Source organism: Caballeronia sp. S22 (genome assembly GCF_964261745.1).
GTDB classification, from domain to species: Bacteria; Pseudomonadota; Gammaproteobacteria; order Burkholderiales; family Burkholderiaceae; genus Caballeronia; species Caballeronia jiangsuensis.
This window is the reverse complement of sequence record NZ_OZ180035.1, coordinates 286445-302666: the sequence shown is the minus strand read 5'-3', so window position 1 is coordinate 302666 and position 16222 is coordinate 286445. Positions and strand designations below refer to the sequence as shown.

14 protein-coding genes are annotated in these 16222 nt (G+C 62.8%); all 14 read left to right on the top strand.

The genetic code is table 11. The features are described from left to right. The first annotated feature begins 92 nt into the window (after positions 1–92). The gene (pxpB, locus tag ACEN42_RS01385) at positions 93–746 is read left to right on the top strand and encodes a 5-oxoprolinase subunit PxpB (RefSeq protein WP_238218139.1); all 654 of its coding nucleotides are present in this window, start codon (positions 93–95) and stop codon (positions 744–746) included. Beyond that, positions 743–1783 carry a biotin-dependent carboxyltransferase family protein gene (locus ACEN42_RS01380; RefSeq protein WP_371880470.1) on the top strand — a complete coding sequence of 347 codons (1041 nt, stop codon included), beginning with the start codon at positions 743–745 and terminating at the stop codon, positions 1781–1783. Before pxpB ends, ACEN42_RS01380 begins: the two co-directional genes overlap by 4 nt. A 67-nt stretch (positions 1784–1850) precedes the next feature. Beyond that, the gene (pxpA, locus tag ACEN42_RS01375; protein ID WP_035499235.1) at positions 1851–2600 is read left to right on the top strand and encodes a 5-oxoprolinase subunit PxpA; all 750 of its coding nucleotides are present in this window, start codon (positions 1851–1853) and stop codon (positions 2598–2600) included. 103 nt (positions 2601–2703) lie between these two features. Next, positions 2704–3423 (top strand): DUF969 domain-containing protein, encoded by a 720-nt coding sequence (locus ACEN42_RS01370; protein ID WP_187606563.1) that lies wholly within the window; start codon positions 2704–2706, stop codon positions 3421–3423. Further along, complete coding sequence (locus ACEN42_RS01365) at positions 3420–4376, top strand: DUF979 domain-containing protein (protein ID WP_238295139.1); 957 nt, start codon at positions 3420–3422, stop codon at positions 4374–4376. The genes ACEN42_RS01370 and ACEN42_RS01365 overlap by 4 nt, the downstream gene beginning before the upstream one ends. 330 nt (positions 4377–4706) lie before the next feature. Next, positions 4707–6104 carry an undecaprenyl-phosphate glucose phosphotransferase gene (locus tag ACEN42_RS01360; protein ID WP_371880469.1) on the top strand — a complete coding sequence of 466 codons (1398 nt, stop codon included), beginning with the start codon at positions 4707–4709 and terminating at the stop codon, positions 6102–6104. A gap of 16 nt (positions 6105–6120) precedes the next feature. Further along, positions 6121–7263: a polysaccharide biosynthesis/export family protein gene (locus ACEN42_RS01355; RefSeq protein WP_371880468.1), complete on the top strand. Its 1143-nt coding sequence runs from the start codon at positions 6121–6123 to the stop codon at positions 7261–7263. After that, complete coding sequence (locus ACEN42_RS01350) at positions 7260–7697, top strand: low molecular weight protein-tyrosine-phosphatase (protein WP_187606559.1); 438 nt, start codon at positions 7260–7262, stop codon at positions 7695–7697. The genes ACEN42_RS01355 and ACEN42_RS01350 overlap by 4 nt, the downstream gene beginning before the upstream one ends. Next, the gene (locus tag ACEN42_RS01345) at positions 7694–9907 is read left to right on the top strand and encodes a polysaccharide biosynthesis tyrosine autokinase (RefSeq protein WP_371880467.1); all 2214 of its coding nucleotides are present in this window, start codon (positions 7694–7696) and stop codon (positions 9905–9907) included. Before ACEN42_RS01350 ends, ACEN42_RS01345 begins: the two co-directional genes overlap by 4 nt. A gap of 41 nt (positions 9908–9948) precedes the next feature. Then, positions 9949–11094 (top strand): non-hydrolyzing UDP-N-acetylglucosamine 2-epimerase, encoded by a 1146-nt coding sequence (gene wecB, locus ACEN42_RS01340; RefSeq protein WP_371880466.1) that lies wholly within the window; start codon positions 9949–9951, stop codon positions 11092–11094. 28 nt (positions 11095–11122) lie between these two features. Beyond that, positions 11123–12367: a UDP-N-acetyl-D-mannosamine dehydrogenase gene (gene wecC / locus ACEN42_RS01335; protein WP_371880465.1), complete on the top strand. Its 1245-nt coding sequence runs from the start codon at positions 11123–11125 to the stop codon at positions 12365–12367. A 49-nt stretch (positions 12368–12416) separates the two neighbouring features. Continuing rightward, positions 12417–13784 (top strand): lipopolysaccharide biosynthesis protein, encoded by a 1368-nt coding sequence (locus ACEN42_RS01330; RefSeq protein ID WP_371880464.1) that lies wholly within the window; start codon positions 12417–12419, stop codon positions 13782–13784. After that, positions 13781–14902: a glycosyltransferase gene (locus tag ACEN42_RS01325; protein ID WP_371880463.1), complete on the top strand. Its 1122-nt coding sequence runs from the start codon at positions 13781–13783 to the stop codon at positions 14900–14902. Before ACEN42_RS01330 ends, ACEN42_RS01325 begins: the two co-directional genes overlap by 4 nt. Next, positions 14899–16212: a VpsF family polysaccharide biosynthesis protein gene (locus ACEN42_RS01320; RefSeq protein WP_371880462.1), complete on the top strand. Its 1314-nt coding sequence runs from the start codon at positions 14899–14901 to the stop codon at positions 16210–16212. The genes ACEN42_RS01325 and ACEN42_RS01320 overlap by 4 nt, the downstream gene beginning before the upstream one ends. Positions 16213–16222: the final 10 nt, after the last annotated feature.

Sequence of the window (16222 nt, the reverse complement as noted above, 5' to 3'; positions counted from 1 at the left end):
CTTGATAATTTATTGACAATGTACCATTCTGCGACGGCGCGAAGAGCATCGAACAGACGAATTTCGCGCCCCTGCAAAGGCAAATTTGAGGCATGACAAGACCACGTATTCACTCGCTGGGCGACGCCGCGCTCGTATGCGAAGCCGCGCCGCCCGCCACGCTCGACTGCCAGCGCCGCATCTGGGCGCTGGCGGAACGCGCGCGCCTCATGCCGCACGTCGTCGAAGTGGTGCCGGGCATGAACAATCTGACGATCGTGTTCGATCCCCTCGTGGCGGACTATGAAACGCTCGCCGCCGAGCTGGAAAGCGGCTGGGACGCCGCCGAGCCGACCGACATGGACAGCGCCGAAATCGAGATTCCGGTGCGCTACGGTGGCGCCGACGGCCCCGACCTCGTCGCGCTCGCGAAGCACACAGGACTCTCCGTCGACGAAGTGGTGAAGCGTCATACGCAAGCCGAATACGTCGTGTTCTTTCTCGGCTTTCAGCCGGGCTTCGCCTATCTCGGCGGGCTCGATCCCGCGCTCGCGATGCCGCGCCGCGCCGAGCCGCGTCTCGAAGTGCCGGCGGGATCGGTGGGGATCGGCGGGGCGCAAACGGGCATTTATCCGGCGGCGTCGCCGGGCGGCTGGCAGTTGCTCGGACGCACGGAACTGAAGCTTTTCGATCCGGCCAGAAATCCGCCGACGCTGATGCAGCCCGGCGACCGCGTGCGCTTCACGGCGCTGGAGGTGCGCACATGATCGACGTGATTCGCGCGGGCGTGCTCACGTCCGTCCAGGACCTCGGACGACGCGGCTACCGGCATCTCGGCGTGAGTTCCGGTGGCGCGCTCGATGCGCTGTCGCTGGAAATCGGCAATCGCATCGTCGGGAACCGGGCGGATGCGGCGGGCATCGAGGTCACCTTCGGTCCGACTGTGCTGCGCTTCAAGCACGCGACGCGCGTCGCCATCACCGGGACCGATTTCGGCGCGACGCTCGACGACAAGCCCGTCTATTCGTGGTGGAGCCTGCCCGTGCGCGCGGGTCAGGAACTGACGCTGCGCGCGGCGAAGCGCGGCATGCGCTGCTACGTGTCGATCGCGGGCGGCATCGACGTCCTGCCGATGCTCGGCTCGCGCTCGACCGATCTCGCCGCGTGCTTCGGCGGCCTCGGCGGACGCGCGCTGCGTGACGGCGACCGCCTGCCGGTCGGCGTACCGCAGCCGCACAAGGGCATCGCGTTTTCGCCGGAAGAGCCTGCGTTCGGCGTGAAGGCGCCCGCATGGTGCAAGTTCGTGCTCGTCGACGAACCCGTGCGGCGCGGCCGACATTCGCCGGGACTCGCGTGGGCAGTGCCGATCCGCGTGCTGCGCGGCCCGGAATACGACAGCTTCAGCGACGCGGCGCAGGAGAGCGTCTGGAACGAGGAATGGACGATCACGCCGAACAGCAACCGCATGGGCTTTCGCCTCGCCGGCACGGCGCTCGAACGGCGCCAAAAGATCGAACTGCTGTCGCACGCGGTCTTGCCCGGCACGATCCAGGTGCCGCCGAACGGCCAGCCGATCATCCTGATGGGCGACGCGCAGACCACGGGCGGTTATCCGAAGATCGGCGCGGTGATCAGGGCGGATTTGTGGAAGCTCGCGCAAGTGAAGCTGAACGGCGGCGTGCGCTTTATCGAGACGTCGGTGGAAGAGGCGCGTCACGCGCTCGCCGACGAGCGGCAGTACGTGAGCCAGGTGGAAACGGCCATCGCGATGCACGAGGAGCGCATCGCGCGCGCGGGCTCCTGAATCGAAAGCCGCGCGACAGACGCGGCGCATCACTTCAACATTCAACGGAACGACTGCACAAAACATCATGGAAATCGATCTCAATGCCGATCTCGGCGAAGGCTGCGGCTCCGACGAAGCGCTGCTCGATCTCGTGAGTTCCGCGAACATCGCGTGCGGATGGCATGCGGGCGGCGCCACCGCGATGCGCGATTGCGTGCGCTGGGCCGTCGAGAAGGGCGTCGCCATCGGCGCGCATCCGAGCTTCAACGATCCCGAAAACTTCGGCCGCAAGGAAATGGATCTGCCGCCCGAGGAAATCTACGCGGGCGTGCTTTATCAACTCGGCGCGCTGTCGGCGATCGCGCAGGCGGAAGGCGGGCGCATCGCGCACGTGAAGCCGCACGGCGCGCTCTATAACCAGGCGGCGAAAAGCACCGCAATCGCCGATGCGATCGTCTCCGCCGTGCACGACTTCGATCCGTCGCTGCTCGTGTTCGGGCTCGCGAACAGCGGGCTCGTCGAAGCGGCGCGGCGCGCGGGACTGATCGCGATCGAGGAAGTGTTCGCGGATCGCGGTTATCGCGCGGACGGCTCGCTCGTGCCGCGCAAGGAGCCGGGCGCGCTGCTCGACGACGAGAATCTCGTGCTCGACCGGACACTCGCGATGGTGCGCGAGCAGCGCGTGCGGGCCGTGTCCGGCGAATGGGTGCCGCTCAACGCGCAGACGATCTGCCTGCACGGCGACGGCGCGCACGCGCTCGAATTCGCCCGACGCATTCGCGACGCGCTGGCCGATGCGGGCATCGAAGTACGCGCCGCGCACGCCGCCGCATAGAACGCTTTCAGTAGCAGATTGAACGCCCCGTCGAAGCGGGGCGTTTTAGCAAGCGAGCGCCCGGTTCGAGGCGCGTTTACTACCTGTCGGTGTGGAGATCTCAATGACAAATGCAGTCAACTTATGGCCGCTCATCGGTGTGGCCGTCATCATCGCGGGCTTCGTGCTGCGCTTCAATCCGATGCTGATCGTCGCGGCCGCCGCGATCATCACCGGCTTCGCGGCGCACTTTCCCGTCGAACGCATTCTGACCGCGATCGGCAGCGGCTTTCTGAAGACGCGCAACATTCCGCTCATCATTCTGTTGCCGCTCGCGGTGATCGGCCTGCTCGAACGGCACGGCCTGCGCGAGCGCGCGCAGATGTGGATTTCGAGCATCAAGGCGGCGACGGCGGGCCGTCTGCTGATCGTCTATCTGTTCGTCCGTGAAATCACCGCGGCGGTCGGCCTGACGGGACTCGGCGGTCATCCTCAGATGGTGCGCCCGCTGCTCGCGCCGATGGCCGAAGGCGCCACCGAAGCGCGCTACGGCAAGCTCTCCGACGCGACGCGCCACAAGTTGCGCGCCTATTCGGCCGCCACGGACAACGTCGGCCTGTTCTTCGGCGAGGACATCTTCGTCGCGTTCGGCGCGATCGTGCTGATGGTCACGTTCCTGAAGGAAGCGGGGATCGTCGTTGAGCCGATGCATGTCGCCGTCTGGGGCATCCCGACTGCGATCTGCGCGTTCCTGATCCACGGCTTCAGGCTCTGGCTGCTCGACCGCAGGCTCGCGCGCGAGCTCGAAGCGCTTACGCGCAATGGCGTGGGAGAGAAAGCATGACGCTCACGATCAACTATCTCTTCTATCTGGTCGGCATCATCCTGCTGGTCGTCGGCGGGATGATTCTCACTGACAAGGCGCATCCGAAGCGATTCAGCGCGGGCGTGTTCTGGCTCATTTACGCGCTGATCTTTCTCGTCGGCGACTGGATTCCGGTTCCGGTCGTGGGCGTGCTCGTCGTGGCGATGGCGCTGATTGCGGGTCTCGGCGGCGTCACGGGCGCGAAGCCCAAGATGCTCTCCGAGCAAACGCGCCGCCAGAGCGCCGTGCGGCTCGGCAACAAGCTCTTCGTGCCCGCGCTGACGATTCCGGTCGTCACCGTGATCCTCACGCTCGGCGCGAAGTATCTCGTGTTCGGCGGCGTGCCGCTGATCGAGCTGAAGAACGTGACGCTGATCGGCTTCGGCGTCGGTTGCGTGATCGCGCTTGCGATTGCGTGCGTGATGACGCGCGATACCGTCGGCCAGTCGATGCGCGAGACGCGCCGCCTCATCGATGCGCTTTCGTGGGCCGCCGTTCTGCCGCAGATGCTCGGCATGCTCGGCCTCGTGTTCTCGGATGCGGGCGTGGGCAAGGCGGTCGCGCATGTGACGACCGCGTACGTCAACATGGATTACCGGCTCGTCGCGGTGGCGGTGTATGTCGTCGGCATGGCGCTCTTCACGATGGTCATGGGCAACGGCTTCGCCGCATTCCCGGTGATGACGGGCGGCGTCGGCGTACCGATTCTCGTCGGCGTGTTCCACGGCAATCCCGCGACGATGGCCGCGATCGGCATGTTCTCCGGCTACTGCGGCACGCTCATGACGCCGATGGCCGCGAACTTCAACATCGTGCCGGCGGCGTTGCTGGAGCTTCCGGACAAGAACGCGGTGATCAAGGTGCAGGTGCCGACCGCGCTCACGCTCATGATCGTCAATATCTTTCTGCTGAACTGGCTGATGTTCATCTGAACGACAGCGCTTGACCTGTGCGGGCGGATCGCGGAATGACGCCGCGATCCGCCCGCTCGCAACACCCCCCTTCCCTCACCTTCCAGCCACTTTTTTGCTCTGTCGCAAGCATTTCTCCAATTTCGTGGACGAACGTCTGCACACTGCTGACGATGAGCGGCAATTAAGAATGTGCTTATATCTGCTCGCAGGCTGCTTGTCGCAGACTCTGGCGCCCTCACTGCTCTGAAAAGCATCGCGTGCTTCTGGAGTTGATTGAGGACATCGGTTCGCCCTTTGTGCCGCTTTATGCGGACATAGACGAGCCGGTTTTCCGTCACCGATCCCGTCATGCGTTTGCCGAGTTATTCCCATCTGCTCGCTTTATCCGCGAGGCCTGATCTGCTGCTTCGCCTGCTCGAGACGATCGTCGTCGCGGCCAGCGCGCTCACGGCCCAACGGATCTTCGGACATAGCGTAACCGCCGGTTATGACAGCGCGGTCGCCGCCTTCGCGATCATCTTCGCGTGGAGCGCGTTGTCCGGGTTCTACGTGAAGAGCCCGATGCGCCGCGTATCGCTGCCGCGCGCCGTGCTCCTTCCGGCGCTCGGCTGGGTGCTCTGCGAGGTCGGCGCGGTGTGCATCATCAAGTGGATGAATGGCGAATACCAGCCTTCGCGCGCGTGGCTCGCTGGCCTTTTCCTGCCGACGGCCATCGGCGTGATGCTGTGCCGCGTCGTCGACCGGATCGCCGGTGCGCGCCGTGTGCGTCGCGTGTCGGTGGCGGTGGTCGGGCGCGGCGCGCGTTGTGCGGCCTTCGTGCGACGCATCGCCGCCATGCCCGATTCGGCCTGCCGCGTCGAGGCCCTCTTCGACATGGACGCCGATGCCGACGCGACAGTCGGCGGCGTCGCGCTCTTTCATGACATCGACACTTTCGCCGCCCGCGTGCGCGCACAGCGCGTCGACGAAGTGTGGCTCGCGCTGCCGCTCACGGACGAAGCAACGCTGCTGCGCTTTCTCGATGTCTTCCGCGACGACCTGCTGAACATTCGCTTCGTTCCGGAGATCGACCAGCTCACCCGTTTCCGGGGCGAAGCCGCCGGCCTCGACTCTACTTTTGCGATCAATCTCGTCGCCGTGCCGCTGACGGCACGTGCGCTCGCCAGCAAGGCGATATTCGACCGGATCTTCTCCTTTTGCACGGTCGTCGGGATGTCGCCCGTGTTCGTTGCGATCGCGCTTGCCGTCAAGTTGTCGTCGCCCGGTCCCGTGCTGTTCACGCAGCGGCGCCAGGGCGCGAATGGCACGCCCTTCGACATCTACAAGTTCCGCACGATGCACGCGCACGCGACCGACGACGGCCTCGTCGTGCAGGCCACGCGCGACGATCCGCGCGTCACGCGCGTCGGTGCGTTTCTGCGCCGCACGAGCCTCGACGAACTGCCGCAATTCTTCAATGTGCTGCGCGGCGAGATGTCGGTCGTCGGTCCCCGTCCGCATGCGATCGAGCACGACGCGCTCTATCAGCATGTCGTCGACGGCTATATCCATCGCTACCGCATCAAGCCGGGCATCACCGGCTGGGCGCAGATCAACGGCTTGCGCGGCGAGACCGACTCCGTCCAGAAGATGCAGCGGCGCGTCGAACACGATCTCTACTACCTCAGCAACTGGTCGTTCGCACTCGATATGCGCATCGTGCTCGCGACCATCACGCGGGGCTTCGTTCATCGCAATGCGTATTGATTCGCAGGACTTATTCATGAAGGATTCCTTTCCACGCACCACCGCGGCCATCGCGCTGGCGGCGATGTTGAGCGCGTGTCAGTTCGCGCCTGGCTTTCGCATGCCGGTCAGCGCCGACGCGACCGCGAGCGACGGCGATGCCGGCCCGCATATCGAGGCCACCGCCGCGACGCCCGCGATCCCCGTCACGGAACTCGATCTCGCGCTCGCCAGGCGTTACGCCGACCAACGCAAGGCAAACCGGGACGGGCAGGCGAAGCGGCTGTTCGGCGCGCCGGCTGTCTACACGGTCGGCGCGGGCGACGTGCTGCAAATCGTCGTCTGGGATCACCCGGAGTTCGCGGCGGCGCTCGGCGCCGGCCAGAGTCAGGGGTCCGCGAAAACGAGCGATCCGGCGGCCGGTTTCGTCGTCGATCAGAAGGGCAATCTGCGCTTTCCTTACGGAGGCACGCTGGCGGTCGCCGGATTGCGCACCGATGAGATTCAGCAAAAGCTCGCCGCCGCGCTGTCGACGTATCTCGTCAAGCCGCAAGTCACCGTGCGGATGGCGTCGTATCGCGCGCGTCAGGTCTATGTCGACGGCCAGGTGCGCGATCCCGGCACGATTTCGCTGACGGACGTGCCGCTTAGTTTCTACGACGCGATCGCGCGCGCCGGCGGCTTCAACGACAACGCCGATCAGAGCGATGTCGTGCTGGTGCGCGGCGGCGATTCGTATCGGATCGATATGCCGCAACTGCTCGCGCAGGGGCTCAACCCGTCGAAGCTGTATCTGAAAGAAGGCGACCTGCTGCGCGTCACGTCACGCGACGACAACGGCGTCTACGTGATGGGCGAAGTGAGCAAGCCGGGATCGGCCGCGCCGCGCCGCGACGGCCGGCTCACGCTCGCAGATGCGCTCTCGCAGGTGGGCAGCATCAATTCGAACACGGCGGACACCGCGCAGATGTTCGTAATTCGGCCGGGCGGCGACGCTCCGCGCGTGTATCACCTCGATAGCCGTTCGCCCGTGTCGATGCTCGTGGCGAACGAGTTCGAGCTACAGCCGAAGGACGTCGTTTATGTCGACGGCAGCGGGCTCGTGCGCTTCAACCGCGTGATCAGTTTGTTGATGCCGCTGATCAGCACGGGGCTCACGGCGGGAGTGATCGCGAAGTGATCGGCTCCGTGTTGATGGTGTGCGAAGGCAACATCTGCCGCAGCCCGCTGGCGGCGGCGTTGCTCGCGCGCGAGTTGCCGCATCTCGACGTCGGATCGGCGGGCACGCACGCGCTGGTGGGCGCGCCCGCCGACGCGGCCGTCGCTGAACTGGCGCGTGAGCACGGCATCGCGCTCGATGCGCACGTCGCCACGCAACTCGTTGCGCCGCTCGCTCGCACCGCAGACCTGATTCTCACGATGACCAGGCCGCAGCGCGAATGGGTCGAGACGGCGTTTCCCTCGACGCGCGGCAAGGTGTTTCGTCTATGCGACGAACACGGCTCGGACGTCACCGATCCTTACCGGCGGCATCGCGCGGTGTTCGACCTGGCCTTCGCCCAGATTCGGGAAGGCGTCTCGCAATGGACCCGCATGTTGGCGGAACAACGATGAACGACATCAACCTCAAGCCTTCCTCGTCCGAACCCGCGGCCGGCGACGATGAAATCCGCCTCTCGGAGATCGTCTCCGTATTGCGCGAGCGTCGCGGGCTGATCGCGGTCGTCGCGGCGTGCACGCTCGCGGCCGGAGCGCTGTATGCGTTTCTCTGGACGCCGACCTATCGCGCCGACGCACTCATTCAGGTCGACGACGACAGCGGCGCAGGCACGCTCAACGACAAGCTCGGCGACCTCGCGGCTCTGTTTCAGAACAAGGCGAGCGCCGATGCGGAAATCGAGGTGATGCGCTCGCGCATGGTGATCGGCGATGCGGTTGCGCGCCTGCATCTCTATATCGATGCGCGTCCGCATTATCTGCCGCTCGTCGGCGCGCCTTACGTTCGTTACACCGCCGCCGATGGTCTCGCGAACGCGCCGCTCGGCCTCGCAAGTTACGCGTGGGGCGGCGAGCGCATTGGCGTCTCGACCTTCGACGTCGCGCCGCGCCGGTTCGACAAGACGTTCACGCTGATTGCCGGTGAAGGCGAGCGCTACGAACTGCAAGACTCCGACGGCACCACCGTTTTACGCGGCCGCGTCGGTGAAACGGCCACGGCGCAAGGCAGCGACGGACCCGTCAAGCTGCTGGTGACGTCGCTGCTCGCCCGCCCCGGCACACTCTTCGAACTGAAGCGCGCATCGACGCAGCAGATCATCGAGGATTTGCAGAAGGCGCTCACGATCAGCGAGAAGACGAAGCAGTCGGGCATCATCGGCATGTCGCTCGACGGCCCCGACGCGCAACGCGTCACGACGACCGTCAATACGATCGCAACGCTTTACGTGCAACGCAACGTCGATCGCAAGTCCGCGCAGGCGCAGCAGATGCTCGCGTTCCTCGGCGATCAACTGCCGCAACTGCGCGCCGACCTCGATCGCGCCGAAGCGCGCTACAACGCGTTTCGCGCGAAGCAGGGCGCGGTCGATCTGGAAGAGCAAAGCAAGTTGCTGCTTCAGACGGTTGTAGAGAACCGCTCGAAGATCATCGAATTGCAGCAGCAGCGCGCGGATCTCGTTCAGCGTTACACCGCGAAGCATCCTTCCGTGACTGCGGTCGATGCGCGCATTGGCGAAGTGCAGCACCAGTCCGACGAGACCGACAAGCAGATCAACGCGCTCCCCTCGGTGCAGCAGGACGCCGTGCGCCTCTTGCGCGACGTGAAGGTCAGCAACGATCTCTACACGAGCCTGCTCAACAGCACGCAGCAATTGCGCGTATTGAAGGCGGGGCAACTCGGCAACGTCCGCACCGTGGATTACGCGGTGACGGCGGAGAAGCCCGTCGCGCCGAAGAAGGCGCTGGCCCTCGCGCTTTCCGTCGCGCTCGGCCTCATGGCCGGCTGCGCGCTCGCGCTCGCGCGGCGCATGTTCAATCGCGGCCTCGAAACGCCGGCGGAAATCGAGCAGGCGCTCCACCTCCCGGTCTACGCGATCATCTCCCACTCCGAGCGGCAGGCGTCGCTGCGGTTGTCGCGCCGTCGCATGCCGACGAAACCGCACGTGCTCGCCGACGTCGCGCCGAACGATGTTGCCATCGAAGGCTTGCGCAGCCTGCGCACCGCGCTGCAGTTCGGCGTGATCAAGCCGCGCAACAACGTGATCATGGTGACGGGACCGCGTCCGGGCATCGGCAAGTCGTTCGTGTCGGCGAACTTCGCGACCGTGCTCGCCGCAGGTGGTCAGCGCGTGCTGCTGATCGATGGTGACATGCGCCGCGGCGACCTTAATCGCATGTTCGCGCAGCCCGGAACGCCAGGACTAGCTGAGCTGCTGAACGGCGCCGACCCGGACGCCGTGATTCGTCAGGGCGCGCTGCCGAACCTCGATCTGATCACCGGCGGTGCCGCTCCGGACCTGCCCGCCGAGCTGTTGATGCGCGAGCGCTTCGCACGCGTGCTCGACGAACTGCGCGCGCGTTATGACTTCGTGATCATCGATTCGCCGCCGGTGCTGGCGGTGACCGATTCCGGGTTGATAGGCAGACATGCGGGCGCGGCGCTGCTCGTCGCGCGTCATGGATTCCATACCGCGGCGGAGCTGCGTCAGACCGCGCGTCAACTCGTCAGCGCGGGTGTGCAGGTGGATGGGGTGCTGCTCACCGATACGCCGGCGCGCGGGATGGCTTATGGGGCGTTTTCTCAGTATGCGAGTCGTGCCGAATGAAACGCTCCCGCTCACGAATCTCTCGATAGGCTTTTAGCTCTGTGAAGAAACTGCTGTTTACATTCGGCACGCGTCCTGAGGCGATCAAGATGGCGCCGCTCGTCAAGCGTCTCGCACACGAGGACGGTATAGAGTGCCGCGTGTGCGTAACGGGCCAGCATCGCGAGATGCTCGACCAGGTTCTCGCGCTGTTCGATATTCGTCCCGACTTCGATCTGAACATCATGAAGCGCGGGCAGGATCTCTATGACGTCACCGCTGCGATTCTCGGCGGCATGCGCGACGTGCTTTCTACCTATCGGCCGGACATGGTTCTCGTGCACGGCGACACGACCACCACGATGGCGACGACGCTTGCTGCGTTTTATCAGCGCATAGCCGTCGGGCATGTCGAGGCGGGTTTGCGCACCGGAAATCTGACGTCGCCGTGGCCCGAAGAAGCAAATCGCAAGCTTACCGGTGCGCTCGCGTCGGTGCATTTCGCGCCGACAGGCCGTGCGCGCAACAACCTGCTCGCCGAAGGGGTACGCGATGAGTCCATCGTCGTGACCGGCAACACGGTCATCGATGCGCTGCTGCAAGTGCGCGAGCGCCTCGCGAAGGACGACGCACTGCGCACGCACGCCGATCGCGCGTTGCCGTCGTTCGCGCCCGGGCGACGTCTCGTGCTCGTCACCGGGCATCGGCGCGAAAGCTTCGGCGGCGGCTTCGAGCGGATCTGCGCCGCGCTCGCGCAGATCGCGCACGCATCTCCGGATGTCGACATCGTCTATCCGGTGCATCTGAACCCGAAAGTGCGCGAGCCGGTGAATCGCTTTCTGACGGGCATCGGCAATGTCCATCTGATCGAGCCGCTCGACTACCTGCCGTTTGTGCGGCTGATGGATCGCGCCGATCTCATCCTGACCGATTCGGGTGGGATTCAGGAAGAAGCGCCGTCGCTCGCGAAGCCGGTGCTCGTGATGCGCGATACCACCGAGCGCCAGGAAGCGGTCGATGCGGGCGTGGTGAAACTCGTCGGCACGAACACGCGCGCGATCGTCGAGAACGTCATGCATCTGTTGCGCGACGCCCGTGCGTACGCGGCGATGAGCCGTGGCGCGAATCCTTATGGCGACGGCCGCGCGTGCGACCGGATCGCGATCGCTCTGAAACAGCTTGAGCCTTCGTCCGCTCTGACCGCCTGAATACCCCTGAAAATATAGAAGAGCAGTCATGGAATTCGAAACCATCTCCGTCATCGGTCTTGGCTATATCGGCCTGCCGACAGCGGCCGCGTTTGCCGCGCGCCGCAAGAAAGTGATTGGCGTCGACGTTAACCAGCATGCCGTTGACACGATCAATCGCGGCGAAATTCATATTGTCGAGCCCGAGCTCGACATGCTGGTGCAAGCCGCGGTGACGCAAGGTCATCTCAAGGCGACGACCACGCCGCAAGCCGCCGACGCGTTCCTGATCGCGGTGCCGACACCTTTCTCCGACGGTTTCAAGCCCGATCTCTCGTACATCGAAGCCGCGAGCCGCGCCGTCGCGCCCGTGCTCAAGAAGGGCGATCTCGTCGTGCTGGAGTCGACGTCGCCTGTCGGCGCGACGGAGCAAGTGGCCGCCTGGATGGCCGAAGTGCGGCCGGATCTGAGCTTTCCGCAGCAACGCGGCGAAGCCTCCGATATTCGCGTCGCGCATTGTCCCGAGCGCGTGCTGCCGGGGCATGTGATTCGCGAGTTGGTGGAGAACGACCGCATCATCGGCGGGATGACGCCGCGGTGCAGCGATGCAGCGCGCACGCTCTATCAGACTTTCGTCACCGGCGAGTGCGTGATCACCGACGCGCGCACGGCCGAGATGTGCAAGCTGACGGAGAACGCGTCGCGCGACGTGGGCATTGCGTTCGCCAATGAACTGTCGCTGATCTGCGATCGGCTCGACATCAATGTTTGGGAGCTGATCAAGCTCGCCAACCGTCATCCGCGCGTGAATATTCTGCAGCCGGGACCGGGTGTCGGCGGCCATTGCATTGCGGTAGATCCGTGGTTCATCGTTGATTCCGCGCCGGATGAAGCGCGGTTGATTCGTACGGCGCGCACGGTGAACGATCATAAGCCGCACTGGGTGATTGAGCGGGTGAAGCGTGCGGCGACGCGTTTCAAGGAGCCGGTGATCGCGTGTCTGGGACTCGCGTTCAAGGCGAATATCGATGATTTGCGGGAGAGTCCGGCGGTGGAGATCGTCTCGGCGCTCGCTGACGCCTGCGTAGGCGAAGTCGTCGTAGTGGAACCAAATATTTCTGTGCTGCCGGAAGCTTTGCGCGGGACCGTTGAACTCACGGACCTGACCAACGCTATCGCCTCCGCGGATATTGTAGTGCTACTGGTTAACCATCGCGAATTCGCTGTTCTCGACAGTAGCCGTCTTTTGTCGAAGGTGCTGATCGACACCCGCGGGATGTTCTCTCGTGGCTAGAGCTGGCCTCGGACTCACTATTGGGTACGGCATTTCCGTCGCAGGCGGCGTGTTCTCCCTGATTGCGTATGCGCACACCCTGGGACCAAATACCTACGGCAAACTAGCGGTCTATCTCGCGCTCGTAGAAGCGTTTCAAGGCATCGTCTTCCAGTGGCACAGGCTCGCTTTCGTGCGTTACTGGACAGCGTCGAGCGCCGAGGACCGCGACAACTATCTGGCCACCAGTCACATCGTATGGCTCGTGCTTGCGATAGCTGCCCTGAGCGTCATGACATTCGCGCTTTTGTTCGCAAACGATTCACGTCAGGAATGGCTGGCAGTCGCGGTATTGGCCCTGACAAAAAGCGCTGCACTTTATACGCAGGAAATTGCGCGTGCAGCCAGCGCTGTGGGCCGGTACGCCTTGGCATCACTGTTGCTTAACGTCGGAGCGACCGCGGCAGGCCTGCTCACCTGGTCAGGCACGCGATCAATGACGCAGACCTTGTATGCGACGGCCGCAGTGTTCGCACTTCAAACCATCCTTTGCGGCATCGACAAGGTCTCAGTCGTTCGATCTGCACGTTTTAGCGCCGACCTCCTGTGTCGCATGGTGCAATACGGCCTTCCGCTCGTTCCTGTCTTCACAGCAACCACGGTAATGACACGCCTTGATCGACCCATCCTGGCGCTGTTCGAAAACCCCGCTGTCGTTGGCGTGTACGCCGCCTCCAGCGGACTCGTGTCCAACGCTGTTTCGGCAATATGCTTACTGGTGGTGACGCCTTGTTATCCCTGGCTGCTGCGCGAACAGGCATCGCGCACAGCAGTGGATCATCGGACGCTCCACGCCCGCCTCGGGTTGTTGATGATGACGGGCGTGTTCACGTTGTGCCTGGCACTCTTATTGATCCGTAAGTATGCGCTTCCGCTGACGCTCGGACGTTCTATCGGTGACGCCGCTCAACCGCTTGTGTTGCCGTTGCTCGCCGTCGCAACGATCGCGGCTTTTCGAACACATTTCTTCGATCAGGCGTATCACCTGCATGCAAGAACGAAAGCGCTAATGGGCATCAACCTCCTGATGCTTCTGGTGGGAACGCTCGCCACGTATTTGGGCGCGCGCGTTGGGGGATGCGAAGGAGTGGTGTACGGCCTTCTCGTTGCGAATGCGCTTTCCCTTTGCACGAGTGCTGCATTCTCACGAAGGTTTGTGGATTTAAACCGCATCACAATCGGTATTACCGTATTGAGCGCATTCGCGGCACTTTCGTTTCTGTTCGGATCCGTAGCGCGCCATCTTCTTGTTCACATTGTCAATGACGAGACATGGGCAACGTGTCTGACCGCTGTGATTGCGTGCGCGCTATTCATTGCGTTGTGCGCGATCGGCAACGTGGGCTCTGTCCGCGAAGTACTGAAGGGCAAACTATGAGTAGCCGTCGCGAGGTGATCTTCCACATTCCGAATCTGAAAGGCGGTGGCGCTGAACGTGTCGCCGTGGAGATCGCAAAGCATTTTGTTTCGAAGGGACTTACTCCTGTGTTCTTCGTTCACAACGATCACGCTGCTTACGAACTGCCGCGGGAGATCGAAGTGATCGTAGCGCGTAAGCCGGGGCATATCGGACGCACACTTGAATTGTTCGCGATATTGAGAAGAAGATCGCCTGTCGCGGTACTCTCCTTCTTGCCATACGCGAATATCATCTCCATCCTCGCTGGAATATTGAACCGAAACCGCGTGCGTGTCGTGGTCAGTGAGCACCTGGCCGTTTCACCTTCCGTTACTATTGGCTGGAAAGAAAAACTCAAGCTGGCTCTTGTCCGTAGTCTTTATCAAGCCAGTCATTCAATTATTGCCGTATCGACTGGTGTTTCCCACGATCTCCGCTCGTTACTCAAGGGCCGGGCACCTGAACGTATTGTCGTTATATATAACCCTTGCTACGTACCTGAAAGCGCGCGCACAACGCGATCAGAACGGAACGTTCGTCCGAAGGTGCTGGCGGCCGGACGCCTGACCGACCAGAAAGGATTCGACACCCTAATTCGGGCGTTTGCCGTTGTCCGCAGAAACGTCACGGATGCCACGTTAGTGATTTCGGGAGAAGGTCCACAGCGCGAAGTCTTGGAATCGCTCGTGCGGGAACTCCATTTATCCGACAGCGTAAGTCTTCCAGGTTTCGCCCGCGACATCAATACGCACTACGGAAGCGCTAACTTATTCGTTTGCTCCTCTAGATTAGAAGGATTCGGCAATGTCATCGTCGAAGCGCTCTCGTTTGGACTGCCCGTTGTATCGACCCGCTGCCCTCATGGACCAGAGGAGATTCTGCAAGACGGGCGCTTCGGACGACTCGTAGCCGTCGACGACGAAAGTGGCCTCGCTCAAGCGATCATCGAGTCCCTGTCTTCTCCTGTCGATGAACAGGCGCTGATCGCGAGAGCGAAGGACTTCTCGCTCGAGACGATCGGAGATCGCTATCTGGAACAGGTTGGACTCCTGAGCCGGTTCGACCGAATAGATCAAACACACGAGGCCGTCGCGTGAGAGTTTCCTGCTTGAATCTTGCTTCGCTTTTATTTCAATGGGCGGTCCTGCTAGCGTTGTTCGTCAGTGGCGCCGCTCTGAATTCACTCGGCTTAAACTATTCGGGTAGCGACAACGTTGGCGGGTTGAAGATGCACCCGTACGTGATGCTAACGCTTGTCGCCGCCCTTGCAATGCTCCCAGCCCGGTCGAACGGTCCCTCACGCTTGTCTGACAGAAGATTTCGCGTTCCCGCGATATGGTCCCTCGTCGCTACGACAGTCTTGGTTGGGAAAGCAGCGATTGCGGGCGCTCAGACGCTCGGGTTCCTTGTCGACACCGTGCTCGCCTCGTTCTGGGTCGCGTCGTTAGTGCCGTTCATGAGCGACCGCGTGGCGCGACGTCTATGGAGACTCGGCTTTGCGTTCGTCATCGTGGAAAGCGTTTTGGCGGTATTCGAAGTCGTCGCAAAGGTTCAATTCATCCCCATCGACACGTGGTACGGGAGCTATTTTCGGGCCACCGCATTGCACGGCCATCCGCTCAACAACGCGCTCGTCCTGACCACAGTTGCATTGGCCGTTCAGATAAGCGCTACGAGGAGAGTGTCGGTATTGATATTTTTCCTTACGACGGCCGCAATATCGGCCTTTGGCGCGCGCGGTGCGCTGCTCGTCTGTCTGCTTCTGAATGGCTTCATGCTTCTTCGGTTCGGTCTGAAGTCCGTGCAACGAATGGCGCTTGTGTGGACGGGCGCACCACTCTCTATTGCACTAGTTGCCTGGATGCTGGCTTCAGGGGCTTTCGGCGATCGGATATCTAGTGTCGGTGCATACGACAGCAGCTCCGGGGTTCGCTTCCAGTCGCTTGCGATAGTTCAATATCTTGACTGGCGACAAGTGCTTCTTGGCGCTGATCCTTCCGTCGTCGCTGAACTCATGAATAGAGTCAACGTGGGCATAATCGAAAACTTCTTTGTTGAGTACGTGCTCATGTTCGGTCTGCCTTGCACGCTTCTGCTCATCTTCTGCAGTTGCATGTGTTTCCGAGAAGTCGCGCGTCAATGGAACCCTACCGCACGCCGCGCACTGCGCGTCATAGTCGCCGCGTTTTTCATGACTGCGATGACCAACAACTCTCTGGCGACGAAAACCCCTGCTCTCTATCTCTGCGTCGTCTTAGGATGGGCCGCGGGACGGGAGATTGAGCGCCGAACTCGTTCGAAAGTACTTGATCGACCGCCTTTGGAATACTCAGCCGGGCGTCTTGAGCGCGCAGCGCGAACCGAAGCGGTACCAACGAACAGTGGCTCAAGACGTCACATGGCTTGAAGAGGATGTT